Raw genomic sequence first — 18,346 nt, forward strand, 5'->3', positions numbered from 1 at the left:
AACCGGCCCCCGGGCGGCGAATCCGCCCGGGGGCCGGCGCCGTCCGTCGCATACCCTTGAGCCCTCGGTGCGGGTGCCCACACAGGGAGGGGGTCGTGTGCGCGCGACGACGCGGTCGGCGGACCAGCGGCCGTACTTCTACCTGAGCTACGCCCGTACACCGGGACACGGCCAAGGCGCGCACCCCGACATGTGGGTCGAGCGGCTGTTCCGGGACCTGTGCGGTCATGTGACGGCCCTGACCGGCCTTCCGGCGGGCACCCCGGCCGGCTTCATGGACCGGGCGACACCGTCCGGCGAGGACGGGCCGGAGCGGCTGGGCGAGAACCTCGCGACCTGCCGGGTGTTCGTCCCCCTGTTCTCGCCGCGCTACTTCGCCAGCGAGATGTGCGGCAAGGAGTGGTACGCCTTCTCCCGGCGCGCCATCCACCACAGCGCCCGCTCCGGGCACCGCTCCGAGGCGATCGTCCCGGCCCTGTGGGTGCCGGTCCCGCCGAGCCAGCTGCCCGGCCCGGCCGAGAGCCTGCAGTTCAACCACCGCGACTTCGGTGAGCGTTACGTCACCGACGGACTGTACGGGCTGATCAAGCTCAGGCTCTTCGCCGAGGAGTACGAGCGGGCGGTGCACGAGCTCGCCAAGCGCATCGTCCAGGTCGCCGACACCGCCGGGCTCGCCCCCGGCGGGCCCGTGGACCACCGGCGGGCGCCCAGCGCCTTCGGTTCCTGGGGCGGCGCGGCCGGCGCCTCCCGCGCGCTGCGGATCACCGTCGCCGCCGGCACCCGCCACGACCTGCCCGAGGGGCGCAGCGCCGGCTACTACGGCGACAGCCCGCAGGACTGGAACCCCTACCACCCGGACTCCGCACGGCCGTTGGCCTCGGTCGCCGAGGACCTGGTGCGCGCGCTCAACTACCGGACGACCGTCGTCTCCTTCGACGAGGAGTCCGCCCACCCGAAATCCGGCGGGTCCCCGGAGACACCGGAGATCCTGCTCCTGGACCGCTGGGCGCTCCTGGACGAGGAGCGGCGCGGCCGGCTCGCCGCCCTGGACGCCTCGGGCCGCCCCTGGGTGACGATGATCGTTCCGTGGAACCGCGCGGACCGGGAGAGCGGGGCCGCCGAGGCCGGGCTCGCCGCGCGGCTCGAAGAGACCATGCCGGCCAAGACGGGCCAGGGGAGGGCCCTGTCCCGGGCTGCCGCCGGGGGGGTGCCGAGCATGGAGGCCTTCGGCCAGATCCTGCCGGAGGTGGTCGAGGTGGCCGCCCAGCGGTATCTGAGGCACGCGGTCGCCTATCCGCCCGCCCCGTACGGCGGCGGGCACGTCGAGCGGCCCCGGCTGGTGGGCCCGATGGCGCCCGCGCCGCACATTCCCGGCACCTATGACGTCGCGAGCCACGCGGAGGACACGGATGACGGCCAGTCGTGACGGACGCATCGTCACCTTCTACTCGTACAAGGGCGGTACGGGGCGCACCATGGCGCTGGCCAACACCGCCTGGATCCTCGCGGCCAACGGCCACCGGGTCCTGGCGGTCGACTGGGACCTGGAGGCGCCGGGGCTCCACCGGTTCTTCCACCCGTTCCTCGATCCCTCCACCCTCGGCGCGACCACCGGTGTCATCGACCTGATCACCGAGTTCGCCTGGGCCGCGACCAGCCCGGCGGAGCGGGCCGACGACTGGCACCGGGACTACGCCCGCATCCAGCCGCACGCGGTCTCGCTCACCCCCGAGACACTCGGCTGGGAGTTCCCCCTGGGCGGCACACTCGACTTCGTCTCCGCCGGGCGGCAGAACCGCGAGTACTCCGCGACCGTCTCCACCTTCGACTGGGACAACTTCTACGACCGGCTGGGCGGCGGCCACTTCTTCGACGCCCTGCGCGACGACATGAAGGCCAACTACGACTACGTTCTCGTCGACAGCCGTACCGGCCTCAGCGACATCGCCGACATCTGCACCGTCCATCTGCCCGATGTCCTCGTCGACTGCTTCACCCTCAGCGACCAGTCCATCGACGGCGCCGCCTCGGTCGCCCGGCAGATCTCCGAGCGGTACTCCGGCCGCTCCATCGCCATCTTTCCCGTGCCGATGCGGATCGACGACGGCGAGAAGGAGAAGGCGGACGCCGGCCGCGCGCTGGCCCGGCTGAAGTTCGACCGGCTGCCGCCCGGTCTGTCCGACGACGAGCTCGCCGCCTACTGGGGTGCGGTGGAGATCCCGTACCGCCCCTACTACGCGTACGAGGAGACGCTGGCCACCTTCGGGGACGAGGCGGGGCTGAGCGGCTCGCTGCTCTCGGCCTTCGAACGGCTCACCTCCGTCATCACCGGCCGGCGGGTCACCGCGATGCCGCCGGTCGGCGACGAGGTGCGGCTGCGCATCCGGGATGCGTTCACCCGGCGCAGGCCGGTGCCGCAGGCCGGGGCGAATACCGGACAGGACTAGTCCTCACCCGCTGCCGACGCGGTGATCGCACCGGGTGTTCGCAGAAGGGATCGACGAGGGGTGACCTCCGGTAAGTGAACATGCCGGGGTCGAACGGGTGTTGTCGTGTGTGCGTCCTGAAGTCGGCCTTGTGTGCTATCTGCCCGGTCGGAATAGTGGGCGCCCCATCCTCCGTGTACGGACGACCCCACATCATCCGTGCGCGGCCCCCACAGGAGGTCGAAGTTGAAGCATCGACGCATATCCAGGAAGCGCGCAGTGCTCGCCGGTTCGGCGGTCGTGGCCCTGGTCGCAGCGGGAGCGACGTTCCAGAGTGCGAACGCCAGTGACGACGTACCGCAGTTCACCGCGCGGACGCTGAGCGCCGACGTGGCCGGAAAGCTCGCCACCGGGCTGGGCAAGGACCTGGGCTCCGACGCGGCCGGCGCGTACTACGACGCCACGTCGAAGCACCTGGTGATGAACGTGGTCGACGAGGCCGCGGCCGAGCAGGTCCGCCAGGCGGGCGGCAAGGCCAGAATCGTCCAGAACTCGCTCGCCGACCTGAAGTCCGCCCGGCAGACCCTGGCCGGCAAGGCCACGATCCCGGGCACCTCGTGGGCCGTCGACCCGGTCAGCAACAAGGTGGTCGTCACGGCCGACCGTACGGTCAAGGGCGCGGCCTGGCAGAAGCTCAGCTCGGTGGTCGAGGGGCTGGGCTCCAAGGCCGAGCTCAAGAAGTCCGCCGGGGAGTTCAAGCCGTTCATCGCCGGCGGCGACGCGATCTGGGGCAACGGCGGGCGCTGCTCGCTCGGCTTCAACGTGGTCAAGGACGGCGAGCCGTACTTCCTGACCGCCGGGCACTGCACCGAGGCGATCTCCAGCTGGTCGGACTCCCAGAGCGGCGCGGAGATCGGCACGAACGCCGGCTCGGAGTTCCCGGACAACGACTTCGGCCTGGTGAAGTACACCTCGGACACGGCGCACCCGAGCGAGGTCGACCTCTACAACGGCTCCACCCAGCCGATCACCAAGGCGGGCGAGGCCACCGTCGGGATGACGGTGACGCGCAGCGGCTCCACCACCCAGGTGCACGACGGCGAGGTGACGGGGCTCGACGCCACGGTCAACTACGGCAACGGCGACATCGTCAACGGGCTCATCCAGACGACGGTCTGCGCCGAGCCCGGCGACAGCGGCGGCTCGCTCTTCGCCGGTGACACGGCGATCGGCCTGACCTCGGGCGGCAGCGGCGACTGCTCATCGGGCGGCGAGACGTTCTTCCAGCCGGTGCCGGAGGCGCTGTCGGCGTTCGGGGCCGAGATCGGCTGACGGTCCGCGTACGAAGGTGAGTGGCCCCCGGCACCGCCGGGGGCCACTCCCGTGTCCGGGCCGGCCTCGGGAAGGGCGCTCCCGTCAGGCGGCCGGGGCGAGTCTGGCGGTGTCCTGGCGGGCGGGGGCGACGCCGAAGATGTCCACCGCGTGGTAGTACGTCCAGGCGGTGGCGTTGCAGGACGTCAGCTTGGCGCCCGAGTAGGCGGAGCACACGCGCTTGAGGTCCGCGTAGAGCGCGGAGTCGAGGCGGGCCTTGTTGGCCGGGAAGGTGCCGGCCGCCTTGTAGTTGCGGTAGCCGAAGTCGTGGCGGGCGCAGGCGGTCTGGAAGGGGAACCCGAACGGGTTGTCGGGGGAGGTGCTGCAGTAGTCCGTCGACCAGTCGAAGCCGTACGTGCCCCAGGCGCCCTGGTTGTTGCGGGCGGCGTTCCAGGCGTTGTAGCTGGAGGCGCTCGTCTGGGTCCAGGAGCTGAGGACCTGGGGCTTGTCCGCGGGGGCGGCCGAGGCGGATGCGGCAGGCAGCAGGGCGAGCGGGAGCGACAGGGTGGCCGTGACGAGCAGGGTGGCGATGCGGCGATGCATGAGCAACCTCCGGAAGATGTAAGGGGGTTGTGGCGTCTGTGCGCCTCGTGGGTCGCACGAGGTCGCACCAGAATGCCGTCATGCACCTGTCATGCCTAGGTGTTTCGTCAACTGGACGCCCAAGGTTGGCGTCCGCGTCGGGCCGCGTCCGCGTCGGCGGCCCGACGCGGACGCGGAGCCGCCCTTATGCCGCGGTCGAACCGCCGCCCGCGGCCGGCGCGTGCGGCGCCCCGGCCGTCTCCGCGGCCTCCGCCGCATCCGGCTTCCGGCGCATCGCCAGCAGCAGGGTGACCACCGTGCCCGCCACCGCCCAGGCGGACAGCACCAGCAGGGGACCGGTCACCGCGTTGCCCCTGAAGTACGCGATCGAGCGCGCCACCCAGGTTCCGGCCCCCGGCGGCAGGGCGGGGCCGATCGCCCGCCAGAAGTCCGGCAGCATCGGCAGCGGGAAGGCGCCGCCCGCGCTCGGGTTGCCCGCGATCACCACGAGCAGGACGGCCAGGCCGATGCCGACGATGCCGGTGAGCGCCTCCAGGGCGAGGGTGACCATGCCGACCGCGAAGACGGTCAGTGCGCCCAGGCCCGCGAGGCCCCAGAAGCTGCCGGGCAGGGCGCCGAGGATCGGGCCGATGATGATCGCGCCGCCGATGCCGCCCGCGATCGAGTACAGCGCCATGACCCCGGTCCGGATCACCGCGCGCTGACGGTTGGCCGGGCGGGTGCCCGCGCTGATGGCCAGGATCGAGGCGCAGAGGTAGCCGCCGACGCACCAGCCGACGACCAGGTAGAACGAGGAGAGCCCGTCGAAGTCCTGGCCGGAGGCCGGGGCGACGTCCACGGCGCGCACCGTGCGCTTCTGGGTGAACTCCACCTTCTTGATGATCTGCGTCAGCGATGTGGCCAGCACGGTGCCGCCGCCGGAGGCGACCAGCACGGTGTCGGTGCTGCCCCGGGGGTCGACGATCAGGGCACCGTCGATGTCACGGTTGAGGATCTGCCGGCGGGCGGTCGCCGCGTCGGCGACGGCGCGGGGGTCCAGGGGGCCGCCGGGCAGGTGGTCCAGCTGCGTGACGAGGCGGGCGGACACCTGCTGGGGCGCGACGACGGCGAAGGGGACGTCCGTCGGCTTCGGCTTGTGGAGCGCTCCGACGTAGGACGCGATGAACAGCAGTTGCAGCGCCAGTACGCCGATGACGAGCAGTGCGGCCCGTGGTGTGACGGCGTTCTTCACCTCGTCAGCGAAAGTCATGCCCCCACGCTCCGGGGTGCCCGTCCTCCACGCAGTCGGGGCCGGGCCGAATGGCTGAGCGGGCGGCCGGAGGCGGCCCGTATCTCTGCCCCCGGCCGTCGGGCGCTCATCGCATCCCTGCGGTGCTGGCGGGGCGTACCGCGCCCGGTCCGAAGCGGGCGCGGGCGCGGTCGGCCGCGGCCTCGATGCGGCGGGCCCGGTCGTCGTCCGGGCCGAAGGCCAGCTGCCGGGAGGCGGAGTCCGCGTCGCCGAGTTCGCCCGCGCGCAGGGCGAGGGAGCGGACCCGGGCCCGCTGGAGCCCCAGAGCACCGAGCAGTGCGTGGGCCGCGATGCGGAGCCGGGGGGTGTGTGCGGTGGCCTCGGGCAGAGTGCGGTTGCGGGTGGTCGTCGACCGGTCGGCGTACAGGACGGTCAGGGTCAGTGCCCGGCAGGTCTGCCGCTCGTCGCGGAGGCGGGCGCCGAGCTGTTCGGTCAGGTGGGTCAGGGCCGCCCGCTGGCGGGCGGCGTCGGACTCGTCGTGGTCGAAGCGGTGCTCGGCGTCGATCGTGCGGGGCGGGGCGCCGGTGGTGACGCGGGTGGGGTCGATGCCGGCCGCGCGTTCGCGCAGCTCACGCCCGGTCGCTGTGCCCAGGATGCGCTGGAGGGTGAGCAGCGGGGTGGCCGCGATCCGGTCGGCGGTGCGCAGGCCGTACGAGGCCAGGGTGCGGGCGGTGGCCGGGCCGACGCCGGGCAGCGCGGTGGCGGGGAGCCCGGTGAGGAACCGGGTGACGGCCTCGGGGTCGTCCGGGACGGTGCGGATGGCGCCGGGCTCCCCGCGGTGGGCGGCGAGCCGGGCGAGGAGCGGGTTGGGGCCGATGCCGACCGTCATGTCGAGGCCGTGGAGCGCGGCCGCGCGCATCCGGATCAGGGCCGCGAGCCCGGCGGCGTCGCGGTCGAAGTAGCGGGTGCTTCCGGATACGTCGGCGAGTGCCGCGTCCGGGGGGAGGGCCTGGGCGACGGGGGTGAACTCGCCGACCATGTCGAGGAGTCGGCGGTATACGGGGTCCGGCTGCGGGGCGCCGAAGTGGAGGTAGAGGATCATCGCCGGTCACCCCGCGCTTCCGGGGCTCGCGTGGTGAAAGGACCGCGCGTCGAGCGCGTCGAGCGCGGGCAGGCCGGCGGAGGCGGGTGTGCCGGGCGGCTGGAGGTCGGCCCAGGGGTGCAGGGCGTATCCGTTCGGCTGGGTGAGGGTGCGGTGCGGCGCGGCCCGGCGCGGGGTGGGCCCGGTGCGGGTGAGGCGGTCGGCGACGGCGGCGGGACCGCCCTCGCGGTACAGGTCGATCAGCTCGGCCAGGTTCCAGGCCGCGGTGCCGGTGATGCTGAAGGCGCGCGGCGGACGGCGGGCCAGGGTGCCGCGCACGAGCAGCAGGCTGCTGTGGAACACCGTGTGGGCGCAGCGTGCGTGGCTGTCCTCGAAGAACGCCAGGTCGGACAGGCCGGTGGGGTCGTCCAGGGTGGCGAAGATGACGCGCTTGCCCGAGCGGATCGGCGGGGTCTGGGTGGCGACCTTGACGCCGGCGACGAGCACGGTGGAGCCGTGCCGGAGGCCCGCCAGATCGGCGGCGGGGGTCGCACCGATGTCGGCGAGCAGGGAGCGGTGCTCGTCGAGGAGGTGGTGGGAGACATCCATGCCGAGCACGTCGAGTTCGGCGGCGAGCTGTTCGGAGGCGTTCATGACCGGCAGGCCCGTGAGGGTGGCCGCGGTGTCGTCGTCCGGCTCGGCGCCGACGCTCTCCGAGTGTTCGATGGGGAGCTGACCGGTGGCGGAGCCACCCGTGCCGCGCCCCGAGCGGTGCAGCTCGGAGACCTTCAGCAGCAGCTCGCGGCGGGACCCGAACGGGCTCAACGCGCCTACCTGGGCGAGGCGTTCGGCCAGCGGGCGGCTGGGCCGGGCGCGCTCCCAGAAGTCTTCGACCGAGGCGTACGGCTGCCCGTCCGTGATGCGTTTGCTCTCGGCCTCGCTGATGCCGCGGACCTGCGAGAGGCCGATCCGCACCCCCCACTTACCGGACACTAGTTCGATTATGTGTGCGGCCTGGGAGCGGTTGACGTCGGGCAGCAGCAGCGGCACCCCGTGACGCCGGGCGTCGGCGGCCAGGACGCGTTTGTGGTACATCCCCGGGTCGTGCGTGAGCAGCCCCGCGAGCAGGGCCGCCATCCGGTGGGCCTTGAGCCAGCTCGACTGGTAGGCGGGCTGCGCGAAGGCCGCGGCGTGCGCCTTGGCGAAGCCGAAGCTGCCGAAGTTCTCCAGGGTCTTCCACACATCCCGTACGACCTGTACCGGGTAGTCGCGCCGACGGGCCTGATCGGCGAACCAGGCCCGGACCCGGCCCTGCCGCTCGGGGACGGACAGGGCGCGGCGGGCCTCGTCCGCCGTACCCCGGTCGCAGCCGGTCATCACCCTCATGATCTCGATCACCTGCTCGTGGTAGACCACCTGCCCCTCGGTCTCCGCCAGGATCGGCTTCAGGTCGCGGTGCGCGTAACGGGTCCCGTTCCGGCTGTCCCGGGCCTTGATCAGTGGATCCACCATGTTCGCCGCGACCGGTCCGGGCCGGAACAGGCTGATGTCGAGCGCCAGGTCGCCGAAGGACCGCGGCCGCAGGTTCCGTACCAGTTCCCGCTGGCCCGGACTCTCCAGCTGGAAGGTGCCCAGGGTGTCCCCTGAGCAGATCAGGTCGTACGTGGCGGGGTCGTCCGGCGGCACCTGTGCGGGGTCGTTCAGGTCGAGGGGTTCACCGGTGACGCGTTCGATCTCGGCGGCCGCGTGCGCGAGCGCCGACTGCATCCGTACGCCGATGACGTCGATCTTCGGGTGACCGGTGTCCTCGATGTCCTCCTTGTCGAACTGGGACATGGCGATGTTCTCGACGGTGGTCGGTGCCGTCGGGGTGCGCCGTACCAGGGCCGCGTCGGAGACGAGCAGCCCGCACGGGTGCATCGCAGCCTCGAACGGCAGCTCGTCGAGCGCCTCCACCAGCTCCCAGAGCCGGCCGTGGTCCTCGGCGGCGACCTCGCGCAGCTCCGGCAGCTCGTCGAGCGCGGCCCGCACGTCCTTGGCCCGGATGTGCGGGAACGCCTTGCCCAGCCGGGCCGCCTGGTCCGGGGCCATGCCGCGGGCGCGGGCCACGACCTCGATCGCCCCGCGTGCCCGGTAGGTCTTGTAGACGGCGAGCGTCGCCACCCGGTCGGCCCCGAACCGCTCCCGTACCGCCTGGTAGACCTCCAGGCGGCGGGCCGACTCGACGTCCAGGTCGATGTCGGGCAGGGCCGAGCGGTGCTCGGACAGGAAGCGCTCCATCACCAGGCCGTGTGCCACCGGGTCGACCGGGCTGATTCCCAGCAGATGCGTGACCAGCGAGCCCACGCCCGAGCCGCGCGCGGCCACGCGGACGCCGAGCCGCTGGGCCTGCGCCGCGACCTCGGCGACGGTCAGGAAGTACCCGGCGAAACCGTGCCCGGCGATGATCCGCAACTCGTTCTCCAGCCGGTCCCAGCGCTCCGCCTTCCGGTGGTAGGCGCGGCTGAGCATGCCCGCCGCGCAGCGGTCCGCGAGCACCCGGTCCGCCGACTCGGTGCTCGCGCCCACCAGTTCGGGCTCCGGAAGGTTCAGCCGGCCGAGCCCGAACGCGTCGCCCGGATCGACCACGCACGCCTCGGCCGTTTCCTCGGTCGCCGCGAGCAGCCGCCGCGCGTCCCCGCTCCGGCCGCCCGCGGCCTCCGTGATCCGCCCGGCGATCCGCTCCATCTCCCCGGTGTCCTTCAGCCATCGCTGCCCGCTGTCGAGCCGGGAAGCGTCACGGGCGTCGATCGGCACCAGGAGGCGGGCGGAGTCCAGGATGTCGGCGACCTCGCCCCGGTCCGGGTCGGCGTAGCGCACGGCGTTGGTCAGCACGGGGACCACCTGCTGATCGGCGGCGAAGCCCGCCATGCGCGCGGCCAGCCGCAGCGATCCCGGACCGGTGCCGGAGCGCCCGTGCCAGGACGTCTCGATGCGCAACGACCGGCCGAACCGTTCGCGCCAAGGGCCCAGCAGGGTCGCGGCCCGGTCCGGCCGCCCCGACGCCAGTGCCTGCCCCACCTCGGAGTCCGCCCCGAGGAGGACGAACAGCTCGCCGTCCGGGCAGGACAGGTCCTCCCAGGTGACGCCCTGGTCCGACGCCGCCGACACCAGACGGCACAGCTCGGCCCAGCCGCGTGCGGTCCGGGCCAGGAACACCGCGCGCTGCGGTGCCTCCGTGACGAAGGCGCCGCCCCGGGAAGGGGTCCGCTGCCGTTTCGCCGGCACCGGCCCGGACGCCGGCACGCCGGGCACCGCCAGATCGACGCCGAACAGCGGCCGGACCCCGGCCTCCGCGCACGCCTTGGCGAAGCGCACCGAGCCCGCCAGGGAGTCCCGGTCGGTCAGCGCCAGAGCATCGAGGCCGCGCTCGGCGGCCCGCTCGGCCAGTGCGTACGGGTGGCTGGCCCCGTACCGCAGCGAGTAGCCGCTTGCTGCATGGAGGTGCGTAAACGACATACACACCTCCTGCTGCTCATGCTCCCCCTTGCTTCGTCCGTGTCATCACGATTCATCCCGATCGAGACAAGTACTCTAACTCAATGTTCGCATATTCGTTCGATTCTATAATCGGCGAAGGTCGCGTTTGTCTCGATCCGGGATGTGGGCGGCCTGCCGCGTGGTGCGCCGGGGGCTCCGGGTGATCGCGTCACTTTTTACTGACGCGTAACTTCCCAGGCAACCTTACTCGTGCGTAATTTGGCATGAGCACGTAGAACGTCATCAGAACTTGTGGTCCGGGCCGCAGGGTGCACAGACATCGCAAATCCCTTGAGCCGCAAGGAGACCACACGATGCTGCCCTGGATCCGTGCGCCGCGTTCCCCACGCGCGCGCCGGACACTCGCCGCACTGCTACTCGCCGTCGCCGCAGTCGCCACCCCCACGGCCACCGCCGCAGCGGCCCCCGCCGCCGCGACCGCCACGTCGAGCGGCTGGAACAACTACTCCTGCAAGCCCTCCGCCGCCCATCCCCGCCCCGTCGTCCTGGTCCACGGAACCTTCGGGAACTCGGTCGACAACTGGCTCGTCCTCGCCCCCTACCTGGTCAACCGGGGCTACTGCGTCTACTCGCTCGACTACGGGCAGCTCCCCGGAGTGCCGGTCTTCAACGGCCTCGGCCCGATCGACAAGTCGGCCGGCCAGCTGGCCGCCTTCGTCGACAAGGTGCTCGCCTCCACCGGCGCGCCCAAGGCCGACCTCGTCGGTCACTCGCAGGGCGGGATGATGCCCAACTACTACCTGAAGTTCCTCGGCGGAGCGGCCAAGGTGAACGCCCTGGTCGGGCTCGCGCCCGACAACCACGGCACCACCCTGCTCGGCCTGACCAAACTCCTGCCGTACTTCCCCGGCGTCGGGGACCTGCTCAATGCCGGTACACCCGGCCTCGCCGACCAGGTGGCCGGGTCACCCTTCATCAAGAAGCTCAATTCCGTGCCCGACACCGTGCCCGGAGTCCACTACACCGTCATCGCGACCCGGTACGACGAGGTCGTGACCCCGTACCGGACCCAGTTCCTGGACGGGCCGGACGTACGCAACGTCCTGCTCCAGGACCTGTGCCCGGTCGACCTGTCCGAGCACGTGGCGATCGGCACGATCGACCGGGTCGCCTACCACGAGGTGGCGAACGCCCTGGATCCGGCGCACGCCACCCCGACCACCTGCGCGTCGGTCATCGGCTAGGACGACGGTCCCCGCCGGGTCCCTCCGCCGCTCAGCGTCCGTGCCGGGCGGTGGAGACGGCCCGGCGGCGCACCGACAGGAACAGGACGCCCGCGCCGACGGCGAGCGCGGCCGCCCCGCCGATCGTCAGGAACGCCGTACTGCCGTCGCCCCCCGTCTCGGCGAGCTCCTCGCCCGCCGGGGCGGGGGCGGCGGACGCGCTGTCCGGCTCGGGCGCGTTGACCGCGGGGGCGCCGGGCGTGCCGGCCGCCTCGGTGACCTTCGCGCCGGTGCGGGCGTCGTCGTCACCGTGGCCGCCGTGCTCGACGGACGACTTGGCCTCCCCCTTCGTGATCTCCTGCTCGGTAGGGGCGGACGCGGACGGCTGCGGAACCGCGGCGACCGACCCGCTGCCGCTCGTACCGCTCTGCTTCTCGCCGCTCTGTCCCGCGCCGTCGAAGACCACGTCGGAGCAGGCGTAGAACGCCTCCGGCGAGTCCGAGCGCTGCCAGACGGTGTAGATCAGCTGCCGGCCCGCACGGTCGGGCACGGTGCCGTCGAACACGTACGACCCGTCCACCAGTTGCGGGTCGGTGGCCTCCGCGAACGGCTTCTCCTCCAGGTCCGACCACTTCAGCGGCTTCGCCGGGTCGTACGAGGACGTCGTGAGGTACAGCGCGAAGGAGCCCTTGTGCGGGGCGGTCGCCCGGAAGCGGAAGGTGTGCCGGCCCGGCGCCATCTTCGTCGCCGGCCAGTCCGCGCGCGGCAGATCGAGTCCCTTGAACTTGTCGTTGCCCGCGCTGCAGAGCTTGCCGTCCGGGATCAGCCGGCGGTGGTTGCCCGCCGCGTTGGCGATGTTGACCCCGTTCCAGTCGTACAGCGCCTGGGTGCCGCCCGCCGCGACCGCGGCCACGCACGCGGCGGACCGGGGGTTCTCCGGCCCCTCGGCGAAGCAGGCCGACACCCGGCTGACCGGATCCGTCAGCGAGCCGTGCGCGGCGGCGGGGACCGCGGCCAGAGCGGTCAGCGCGAGCGGCAGCGCACCGAGCGCGGCGAGGGTGGCGGTCCGGCGGCGGGCAGGGGTGTTGGCGGCCATGGTGGCGGTACTCCTTCGGTGGTCCACGTCTGTACGGAGCTCTGCGCGGGGCCCTGCGCGGGCGGCCCGGGAACAGCAAGCTAGCCGCCGTCCGGCCCCGGAACAGGCCCGGAAGAGGAGGGGCGGCGATCGTTATGACGGGCTTAAGGAGCGGCTCACAGACGCTTAAGACCGGGGGCTGCGGAGCCCGTTCGGGAGCACGCCGGGGCCGTTGTCAGTGGCGCCTGGCACGATCGGATCATGACGACGACCGACTGGGACTTCGCCGCCGACTCCTTCGACCAGGAGGCCGACCACGGCCTGCTCGACCCCGTGGTCCGCCGCGCCTGGGAGCGGCGGCTGGCCCACTGGCTGCCCTCCGCGCCTTCCGATGTGCTCGATCTGGGATGCGGCACCGGCAGCCTGTCGCTGGTCGCGGCCGGGCAGGGGCACCGGGTCACCGCCGTGGACAGCGCACCGCGCATGGTGGAGCGGGCCCGCGCCAAGCTGGCCGGGACGGGGGCCGATGTGCTGGTGGGGGACGCGGCCCGGCCGCCCGTCGACGGCCGGCGGTTCGATGTGGTCCTGGCCCGCCATGTGGTGTGGCTGCTGCCCGACCCGGCGGCGGTCCTGCGCCACTGGGCCGGTCTGCTGAGGCCCGGCGGCAGACTGGTGCTGATCGAGGGGGTGTGGAACGGGACGGGCCTGTCCGCCGAGCACCTCACCGCGCTGCTCGCCCCGCACACCGAGCGCGTCCACCACGAGCGGCTCTCCGGCGACCGCGACCTCTGGGGCAAGGAGGTCGACGACGAGCGGTACGCCCTGGTGGCCCGCATCGCACCGCCGCGCCGCCACACCGAGGTCGTCGACGTGCACCTGCTTCTGCGCCGGGGCCCCGACGTCCTGCTCGCCCGCCGGTCCGGCACGGGATACGCGGACGGCCTGCTGCACGCCCCGTCCGGCCATGTCGAGGACGGCGAGGACGTCCGGGAGGCGATGATCCGCGAGGCGGCCGAGGAGACCGGAATCGCCCTCGCCCCGGAGGAGTTGCGCGTGGCCCTCGTCATGCAGCACCGGGGCCCGGCCGGCAACCCCAGGACCGGCTGGTTCTTCGAGGCGACGTACGACCCGGCCCGCCCGCCGTACAACCGCGAACCGGACAAGTGCTCCGAGCTGGAGTGGTTCCCTCTGGACCGCCTCCCGGACGACCTGGTCGCCTACTGCCGCGCCGGCCTCGACGGCTACCGCACGGGCGAGCGCTTCCTGATCCACTGGCATCAGGACACCGACCCGGTCGCGTACGCCCCGGCGGGGCCGAGCCGCGCGGTGCCGCTGCCGGTCAGCGGGCCGGTCAGGACAGCAGGGCGGTGAGGCCCTCGTCCGAGCGGGCCAGCGCTTCCAGCTCGTCCAGGGCGCGCAGGGCGGCATCCGCCGCCTCCGGGCCGCGCGCGGCCAGACCGCTCTGCTCGAACTCGTCCTCGTCCAGGCGCAGGATCCGCGAGCGGTCCGCCGACACCCACAGGTGGAGGCCCAGGTCCTCGACGGTCAGCTCGCCGTCCCGCAGGACGGCCGGGCGGGTCACATCGCAGTACCAGCCCTTGAGTTCGCCCGCGCCGGTGCGGACCTCCTTCACCGCGAACCAGACGTCGCGCCAGAAGTGCTCGGTGAAGACGTCGCCCGGCTCGAACCGGACGAAGCCGAAGTCGCGCACCCCGGGCGCGGCCCACGGTGCCCGTACGGTCAGCCGGGTGCCGTTGTCGGCGACCAGCGCGGCCGGAGTGGGGTCTCCCCTGCTCGAACGAAGCTGAGAGCTTGGGGAAGGATCTTGGTCTTCCCGGCCTTGACCAGGACGACCGTCAGGCCGGCCTCAGCCGATCCTGCGGACATGGCGTACCTCCGTGGCACAGATCTCGTAGCCGAACCAGCGGTTGACCGCCAGCATCGGACCGTTGTCGGCGTCGTTGCCGGTGTAGGCGTCGGTGTATCCGGCGGCGCGCGCCCGGTGCAGCGAGTCGTTCTTGGCGAGCTTGGCGAGGCCCCGGTTGCGGTACGCGCGGCGGGTACCCGTCATCCCCGACCAGTAGGAGCTCACGCCGTCCGTCTCCGCCGCGCTGAACGCCGCGACCTCGCCGTCGGCCACCACCACCGAGGTGAGCCGGTGGTCGAGGCCGGGGTTGCGCCAGGTCTCGGCGAGCCACTCCTCGTAGTGCGACAGCTGGGCCGGGGTGTCGCTGGGCTCGTCGGCGGTGGTCTCGACGTCCGCCTCGAACAGCGGCCGGGGGTCGTCGGCGAAGTCGGCGGCCGTACGCAGCTCGACTCCGGCCGGGGGCTCCTGACGGGGCGGCAGCGTGCCGTCCGCCAGGCCGAGGTGGAGGAAGTGGGCGGGCCGGCTCGCCTCGTAGCCGTGCTTCGCGGCGAACGCCCGGTTGCCGGGGGTGTCCAGCACCCAGGTGTAGACCGAGGTCGCGCCCGCCAGGCCCAGATACTCCTCGGCCGTGCGCAGCAGCAGGGCCCCCGCGCCCCGGCCGGTCCGCTCCGGGTGGGTGTACACGTTGCAGAACCCCTGGACGGGCTCGGGGCTGTCATGGGCCAGCCCGACCTGGGCCGTCGCGATGATCTCGCCGTCCACCTCCGCGACCAGCGGCCGGTAGCGCCGGCCCTCGGGGGCGGCGGCCACGTCGAAGAGCACCCGCTCCGGAGTGGTGACCATGTACGGCAGCGCCGCACGGCGCACCCGCACCCACCCCTCGGCGTCGGCGGGCCGGAATTCGCGCACGATGACAGTCATGCGCCGGACCGTACCCGTGGATCCGGCCGGGCCGCTCCCGGTTTTTCTCCGCCGGAGCCGGCGGTGGGGGACAATCGGGCGGTGACTCTGAAGATCGCTGTGGACCCGGATGCCGGCACCGCCCCGTACGAGCAGCTGCGCACGCAGATCTCCGAACAGGCCCGATCCGGCGTGCTGCCGGTCGGCTACAGACTTCCGACCGTACGCGGCCTCGCCGAGGAGCTGGGGCTCGCCGCGAACACGGTCGCCAAGGCGTACCGGGCGCTGGAGGCGGACGGGGTGATCGAGACGCGCGGACGCAACGGGACGTTCGTCGCGGCGGCCGGGGACGCGGCGGAGCGGCACGCGGGGGTCGCGGCGCGGGAGTACGCGGAGCAGGTGCGGAGGCTCGGGGTGTCGCGGGGGCGGGCGGTGGCGCTGGCCGAGGACGCGGTGCGGGCGGTGTACGGGGGGTAGGGGCGCCGGGCTCAGAGGTACAGGCCCGCGTCCGTGCCCGTGTCCTGTTTGGGGACCGAGGCCGGGGTCGTGCCCCGGCGGAGGGCGAAGAGTTCGGCCAGGGTCGTGCCCTGGGTGGTGTCCCGGCCCAGGCCCTCGTCCGTGCCCAGCCAGGACACCGACTCCTTGCGGGTCAGCGGGCCCACCTCGATGCGGGCCAGACAGCGGCCGGGCCGGACGACCGCCGGGTGCAGCCGCTCCAGGTCCTCGTTGGTGGTCACCCCGACCAGCACATTGCGGCCCTGTCCGAGCAGCCCGTCCGTGAGGTTCAGCAGCCGGGACAGCGCCTGGCCCGCCGTGTGCCTGGCCTCGCCGCGGATCAGCTCGTCGCAGTCCTCCAGGAGCAGCAGCCGCCAGCGGCCCTTCGCGCTGCCGTCGTCCTCGCCGATCGCGATGTCCATCAGATAGCCGACGTCGTTGAACAGCCGCTCGGGGTCGAGCACGCAGTCCACCTGGCACCAGTCCCGCCAGGACCGGGCCAGTGTGCGCAGCGCCGAGGTCTTGCCCGTGCCGGGCGGGCCGTGCAGCAGGAGCAGCCGGCCGGCGATGTCGTCCGGGGTGACCTTCATCAGCCGGTCCATGGCATCGGCCACCGGCGCGGTGTAGTTGGCGCGCACCTCGTCCCACGTACCGGCCGCGATCTGACGCGTCGTGCGGTACGGACCGCGGCGCGGTGAGACGTACCAGAAGCCCATCGTCACGTTGTCCGGCTGCGGCTCCGGTTCGTCCTGGGCGCCGTCCGTGGCCTCCTTGAGGACCTTTTCGGCCAGTTCGGAGCTGGTCGCGGTGACCGTGACATCGGCGCCCCGGTTCCAGCGGGAGACGAGCAGGGTCCAGCCCTCGCCCTCGGCGAGCGTGGCGCTGCGGTCGTCGTCGCGCGCGGCGCGCAGCACCGTCGCGGCCGGCGGCAGCAGGCTGGCCCCCGCCCTGACCCGGTCGAGGGAGGAGCTGTGCGAGTACGGCTGCTCGCCCGTCGCGAAACGGCCGAGGAACAGCGCGTCGACGACGTCCGACGGCGAATCGCTGTCGTCGACGGTGAGCCGGATCGGCAGCGCGGACTCGGGGTTGGCAGACATGGCGCCCATGATCCGGCACGAGGACATCCGGCGCACCCAGGTTTCGTCACATGACCCGCCGTCAGGGTGACGGCGGTAAAAGCTCATCCGATGGACTTGGCATGGACACTTCCGGAAGTGCTGTCGTTGCTGCTACCACGGACGTGGCAGAGATCCTGTCGGTCGGTCCATGGGAGGTTCTATGAAAATGTCCAGACTCGTGGCGTTCTCGTCCTCGCTCCTGCTCGGCGCCGTCATCGCCCTGACCGGGGCAGCCACCGCGAACGCCGCATCGTCCGTCCAGGCCGTCGACTACGTCGCCCTCGGGGACTCCTACTCCTCGGGTGTCGGCTCCGGCAGTTACATCAGCTCCAGCGGGGACTGCAAGCGCAGCACCCTGGCCTACCCCTCGCTCTGGGCCGCCGCCCACTCGCCCGCCTCGTTCGCCTTCACCGCCTGCTCGGGCGCGCGCACCGGCGATGTGACCGCCAATCAGCTCGGCCCGCTGAACTCCTCGACCGACCTCGTCTCGATCTCCATCGGCGGCAACGACGCCGGGTTCGCCGACGTCATGACCACCTGTGTCCTCCAGTCGGAGGCCACCTGCCTCAACCGCATCGCCACCGCCCGCAGTTATGTCGACACCACCCTGCCCGGCAAGCTCGACTCGGTGTACTCGGCGATCCACGCCAAGGCCCCGTCCGCCCATGTCGTCGTCCTCGGCTACCCCCGCTTCTACAAGATCGGCGGCAGCTGTGTCGTCGGTCTGAGCGACAAGGTGCGCACCGCCATCAACGGCGCCTCCGACTACCTCAACGCGGCCACCGCCAAGCGGGCGGCCGACCACGGCTTCACGTTCGGTGATGTGGCCGGGAAGTTCACCGGGCACGAGATCTGCTCGGGAAGCGCTTGGCTGCACAGCCTCAATCTGCTCAACATCGGCGAGTCGTACCACCCCTTCGCCGCCGGCCAGTCCGGTGGCTATCTGCCGGTGCTCGACGCGCTCGACTGACCGGCGCCGATCCGGCCCGGCACTCCGTCGCAATGCCCGTCACGGGGGAGGTCCCGCAGGCCGGGGCCTCCTTCCGGTGGACGGCCCCTGTCCGCGCGGGGCCGGCGCGACCTCGGGCGTTGTGTCCAACTCGCCCTGGAATCGGGCATCTTCGGGTACCTGTCGTCAACCTCCGTATGTGTGTGCTCAATCCCGCTCCCGGGATACACGCATGTCCTCGCGGGGGGATAGGGTTAACCTGCCCGGGCCGGGTGCCCTCGTACGGGTGGGGAGTGACATGGAACAGATAACGGTGCGCAGCAGGCCGCGTGTGCCTGCCATTACATGCGGGAGCGGTGCGACCAGTACGCGCCTCGACCGCCATCTGGCGGTGCTGGGCGGCCCTGTCGTCCCGCAGCGCGAGTCCGCGGAAGCGACGCTGCTGATGCGCGAGCTGACCTCGCGCGACGCCGCGCACACCCGCCGCAGCAAGAGTGCGCGGGTCTCGCTCTTCGCGCCGCTGCGTCGGCTGCGACGCTCGCTCTTCGGCAGCCGCCGCTGACCCGACGACCCCGGTCCCGGCACCGCGC

13 protein-coding genes and 3 pseudogenes are annotated in these 18,346 nt (G+C 72.5%); 8 read left to right on the forward strand and 8 right to left on the reverse strand.

What is annotated here, in order from left to right; translation table 11 throughout:
- The first annotated feature begins 97 nt into the window (after positions 1-97).
- The 3 genes and pseudogenes from RLT58_RS28645 to RLT58_RS28655 all read left to right on the forward strand — a co-directional run bounded on the left by RLT58_RS28645 (position 98) and on the right by RLT58_RS28655 (position 3,758).
- Positions 98-1,426 (forward strand): TIR-like protein FxsC, encoded by a 1,329-nt coding sequence (locus tag RLT58_RS28645; protein WP_311313249.1) that lies wholly within the window; start codon positions 98-100, stop codon positions 1,424-1,426.
- Positions 1,410-2,411: pseudogene (locus RLT58_RS28650) on the forward strand (KGGVGR-motif variant AAA ATPase); the annotation flags it as partial. The gene RLT58_RS28645 and the pseudogene RLT58_RS28650, both read left to right, overlap by 17 nt.
- A gap of 261 nt (positions 2,412-2,672) precedes the next feature.
- Entirely contained in the window at positions 2,673-3,758 is a 1,086-nt protein-coding gene (locus RLT58_RS28655; RefSeq protein WP_311313250.1) for a S1 family peptidase, read from the forward strand.
- A gap of 84 nt (positions 3,759-3,842) precedes the next feature.
- Here RLT58_RS28655 and RLT58_RS28660 read toward each other — a convergent pair whose 3' ends face one another.
- The 4 genes from RLT58_RS28660 to dnaE form a co-directional block, all read right to left on the reverse strand.
- A complete protein-coding gene (locus RLT58_RS28660; RefSeq protein WP_311313251.1) occupies positions 3,843-4,340 on the reverse strand; it encodes a phospholipase in 498 nt (165 codons plus the stop codon).
- A gap of 184 nt (positions 4,341-4,524) precedes the next feature.
- Positions 4,525-5,589, reverse strand: a complete 1,065-nt coding sequence (locus tag RLT58_RS28665) for a DUF3533 domain-containing protein (RefSeq protein WP_311313252.1) — start codon at positions 5,587-5,589, stop codon at positions 4,525-4,527.
- A 106-nt stretch (positions 5,590-5,695) separates the two neighbouring features.
- Positions 5,696-6,670 (reverse strand): DNA polymerase Y family protein, encoded by a 975-nt coding sequence (locus RLT58_RS28670; RefSeq protein ID WP_311313253.1) that lies wholly within the window; start codon positions 6,668-6,670, stop codon positions 5,696-5,698.
- A gap of 6 nt (positions 6,671-6,676) precedes the next feature.
- Complete coding sequence (dnaE, locus tag RLT58_RS28675; protein ID WP_311313254.1) at positions 6,677-10,147, reverse strand: DNA polymerase III subunit alpha; 3,471 nt, start codon at positions 10,145-10,147, stop codon at positions 6,677-6,679.
- 335 nt (positions 10,148-10,482) lie between these two features.
- Between dnaE and RLT58_RS28680 the strand changes: the two genes are divergently transcribed.
- The gene (locus tag RLT58_RS28680) at positions 10,483-11,373 is read left to right on the forward strand and encodes an esterase/lipase family protein (protein ID WP_311313255.1); all 891 of its coding nucleotides are present in this window, start codon (positions 10,483-10,485) and stop codon (positions 11,371-11,373) included.
- A gap of 31 nt (positions 11,374-11,404) precedes the next feature.
- Here the strand turns inward: RLT58_RS28680 and RLT58_RS28685 are convergent, their stop codons facing one another.
- A complete protein-coding gene (locus tag RLT58_RS28685; RefSeq protein WP_311313256.1) occupies positions 11,405-12,448 on the reverse strand; it encodes a lytic polysaccharide monooxygenase auxiliary activity family 9 protein in 1,044 nt (347 codons plus the stop codon).
- Between the two features lie 240 nt (positions 12,449-12,688).
- Here RLT58_RS28685 and RLT58_RS28690 point away from each other — a divergent pair.
- Positions 12,689-13,774, forward strand: a pseudogene (locus tag RLT58_RS28690) (methyltransferase domain-containing protein); the annotation flags it as partial.
- A 4-nt stretch (positions 13,775-13,778) separates the two neighbouring features.
- On the opposite strand, the pseudogene RLT58_RS28695 reads toward RLT58_RS28690, so the two are convergent.
- Positions 13,779-14,314, reverse strand: a pseudogene (locus RLT58_RS28695) (DUF402 domain-containing protein).
- Entirely contained in the window at positions 14,295-15,215 is a 921-nt protein-coding gene (locus RLT58_RS28700) for a GNAT family N-acetyltransferase (RefSeq protein ID WP_311313257.1), read from the reverse strand. Before RLT58_RS28700 ends, RLT58_RS28695 begins: the two are co-directional and overlap by 20 nt.
- An 81-nt stretch (positions 15,216-15,296) precedes the next feature.
- On the opposite strand from RLT58_RS28700, the gene RLT58_RS28705 reads away from it, so the two are divergent.
- Positions 15,297-15,671: a GntR family transcriptional regulator gene (locus RLT58_RS28705; protein ID WP_311313258.1), complete on the forward strand. Its 375-nt coding sequence runs from the start codon at positions 15,297-15,299 to the stop codon at positions 15,669-15,671.
- A gap of 11 nt (positions 15,672-15,682) precedes the next feature.
- On the opposite strand, the gene RLT58_RS28710 is transcribed toward RLT58_RS28705, so the two are convergent.
- The gene (locus tag RLT58_RS28710; RefSeq protein WP_311313259.1) at positions 15,683-16,786 is read right to left on the reverse strand and encodes a DUF5925 domain-containing protein; all 1,104 of its coding nucleotides are present in this window, start codon (positions 16,784-16,786) and stop codon (positions 15,683-15,685) included.
- 181 nt (positions 16,787-16,967) lie between these two features.
- On the opposite strand from RLT58_RS28710, the gene RLT58_RS28715 reads away from it, so the two are divergent.
- Positions 16,968-17,777 (forward strand): SGNH/GDSL hydrolase family protein, encoded by an 810-nt coding sequence (locus RLT58_RS28715; RefSeq protein ID WP_311313260.1) that lies wholly within the window; start codon positions 16,968-16,970, stop codon positions 17,775-17,777.
- A 277-nt stretch (positions 17,778-18,054) separates the two neighbouring features.
- Positions 18,055-18,318: a hypothetical protein gene (locus RLT58_RS28720; protein ID WP_311313261.1), complete on the forward strand. Its 264-nt coding sequence runs from the start codon at positions 18,055-18,057 to the stop codon at positions 18,316-18,318.
- Positions 18,319-18,346 lie beyond the last annotated feature (28 nt).

It is taken from the genome of Streptomyces sp. ITFR-16, assembly GCF_031844705.1.
Taxonomy (GTDB): Bacteria; Actinomycetota; Actinomycetes; order Streptomycetales; family Streptomycetaceae; genus Streptomyces.

What these genes read in the sequence shown, in the direction of transcription:
- RLT58_RS28660 (WP_311313251.1), bottom strand. Translation starts at nt 4,340, where the DNA reads ATGCATCGCCGCATCGCCACCCTGCTCGTCACGGCCACCCTGTCGCTC.
- RLT58_RS28665 (WP_311313252.1), bottom strand. Translation starts at nt 5,589, where the DNA reads ATGACTTTCGCTGACGAGGTGAAGAACGCCGTCACACCACGGGCCGCA.
- RLT58_RS28670 (WP_311313253.1), bottom strand. Translation starts at nt 6,670, where the DNA reads ATGATCCTCTACCTCCACTTCGGCGCCCCGCAGCCGGACCCCGTATAC.
- dnaE (WP_311313254.1), bottom strand. Translation starts at nt 10,147, where the DNA reads ATGTCGTTTACGCACCTCCATGCAGCAAGCGGCTACTCGCTGCGGTAC.
- RLT58_RS28680 (WP_311313255.1), top strand. Translation starts at nt 10,483, where the DNA reads ATGCTGCCCTGGATCCGTGCGCCGCGTTCCCCACGCGCGCGCCGGACA.
- RLT58_RS28685 (WP_311313256.1), bottom strand. Translation starts at nt 12,448, where the DNA reads ATGGCCGCCAACACCCCTGCCCGCCGCCGGACCGCCACCCTCGCCGCG.
- RLT58_RS28700 (WP_311313257.1), bottom strand. Translation starts at nt 15,215, where the DNA reads ATGACTGTCATCGTGCGCGAATTCCGGCCCGCCGACGCCGAGGGGTGG.
- RLT58_RS28710 (WP_311313259.1), bottom strand. Translation starts at nt 16,786, where the DNA reads ATGTCTGCCAACCCCGAGTCCGCGCTGCCGATCCGGCTCACCGTCGAC.
- RLT58_RS28715 (WP_311313260.1), top strand. Translation starts at nt 16,968, where the DNA reads ATGAAAATGTCCAGACTCGTGGCGTTCTCGTCCTCGCTCCTGCTCGGC.
- RLT58_RS28720 (WP_311313261.1), top strand. Translation starts at nt 18,055, where the DNA reads ATGGAACAGATAACGGTGCGCAGCAGGCCGCGTGTGCCTGCCATTACA.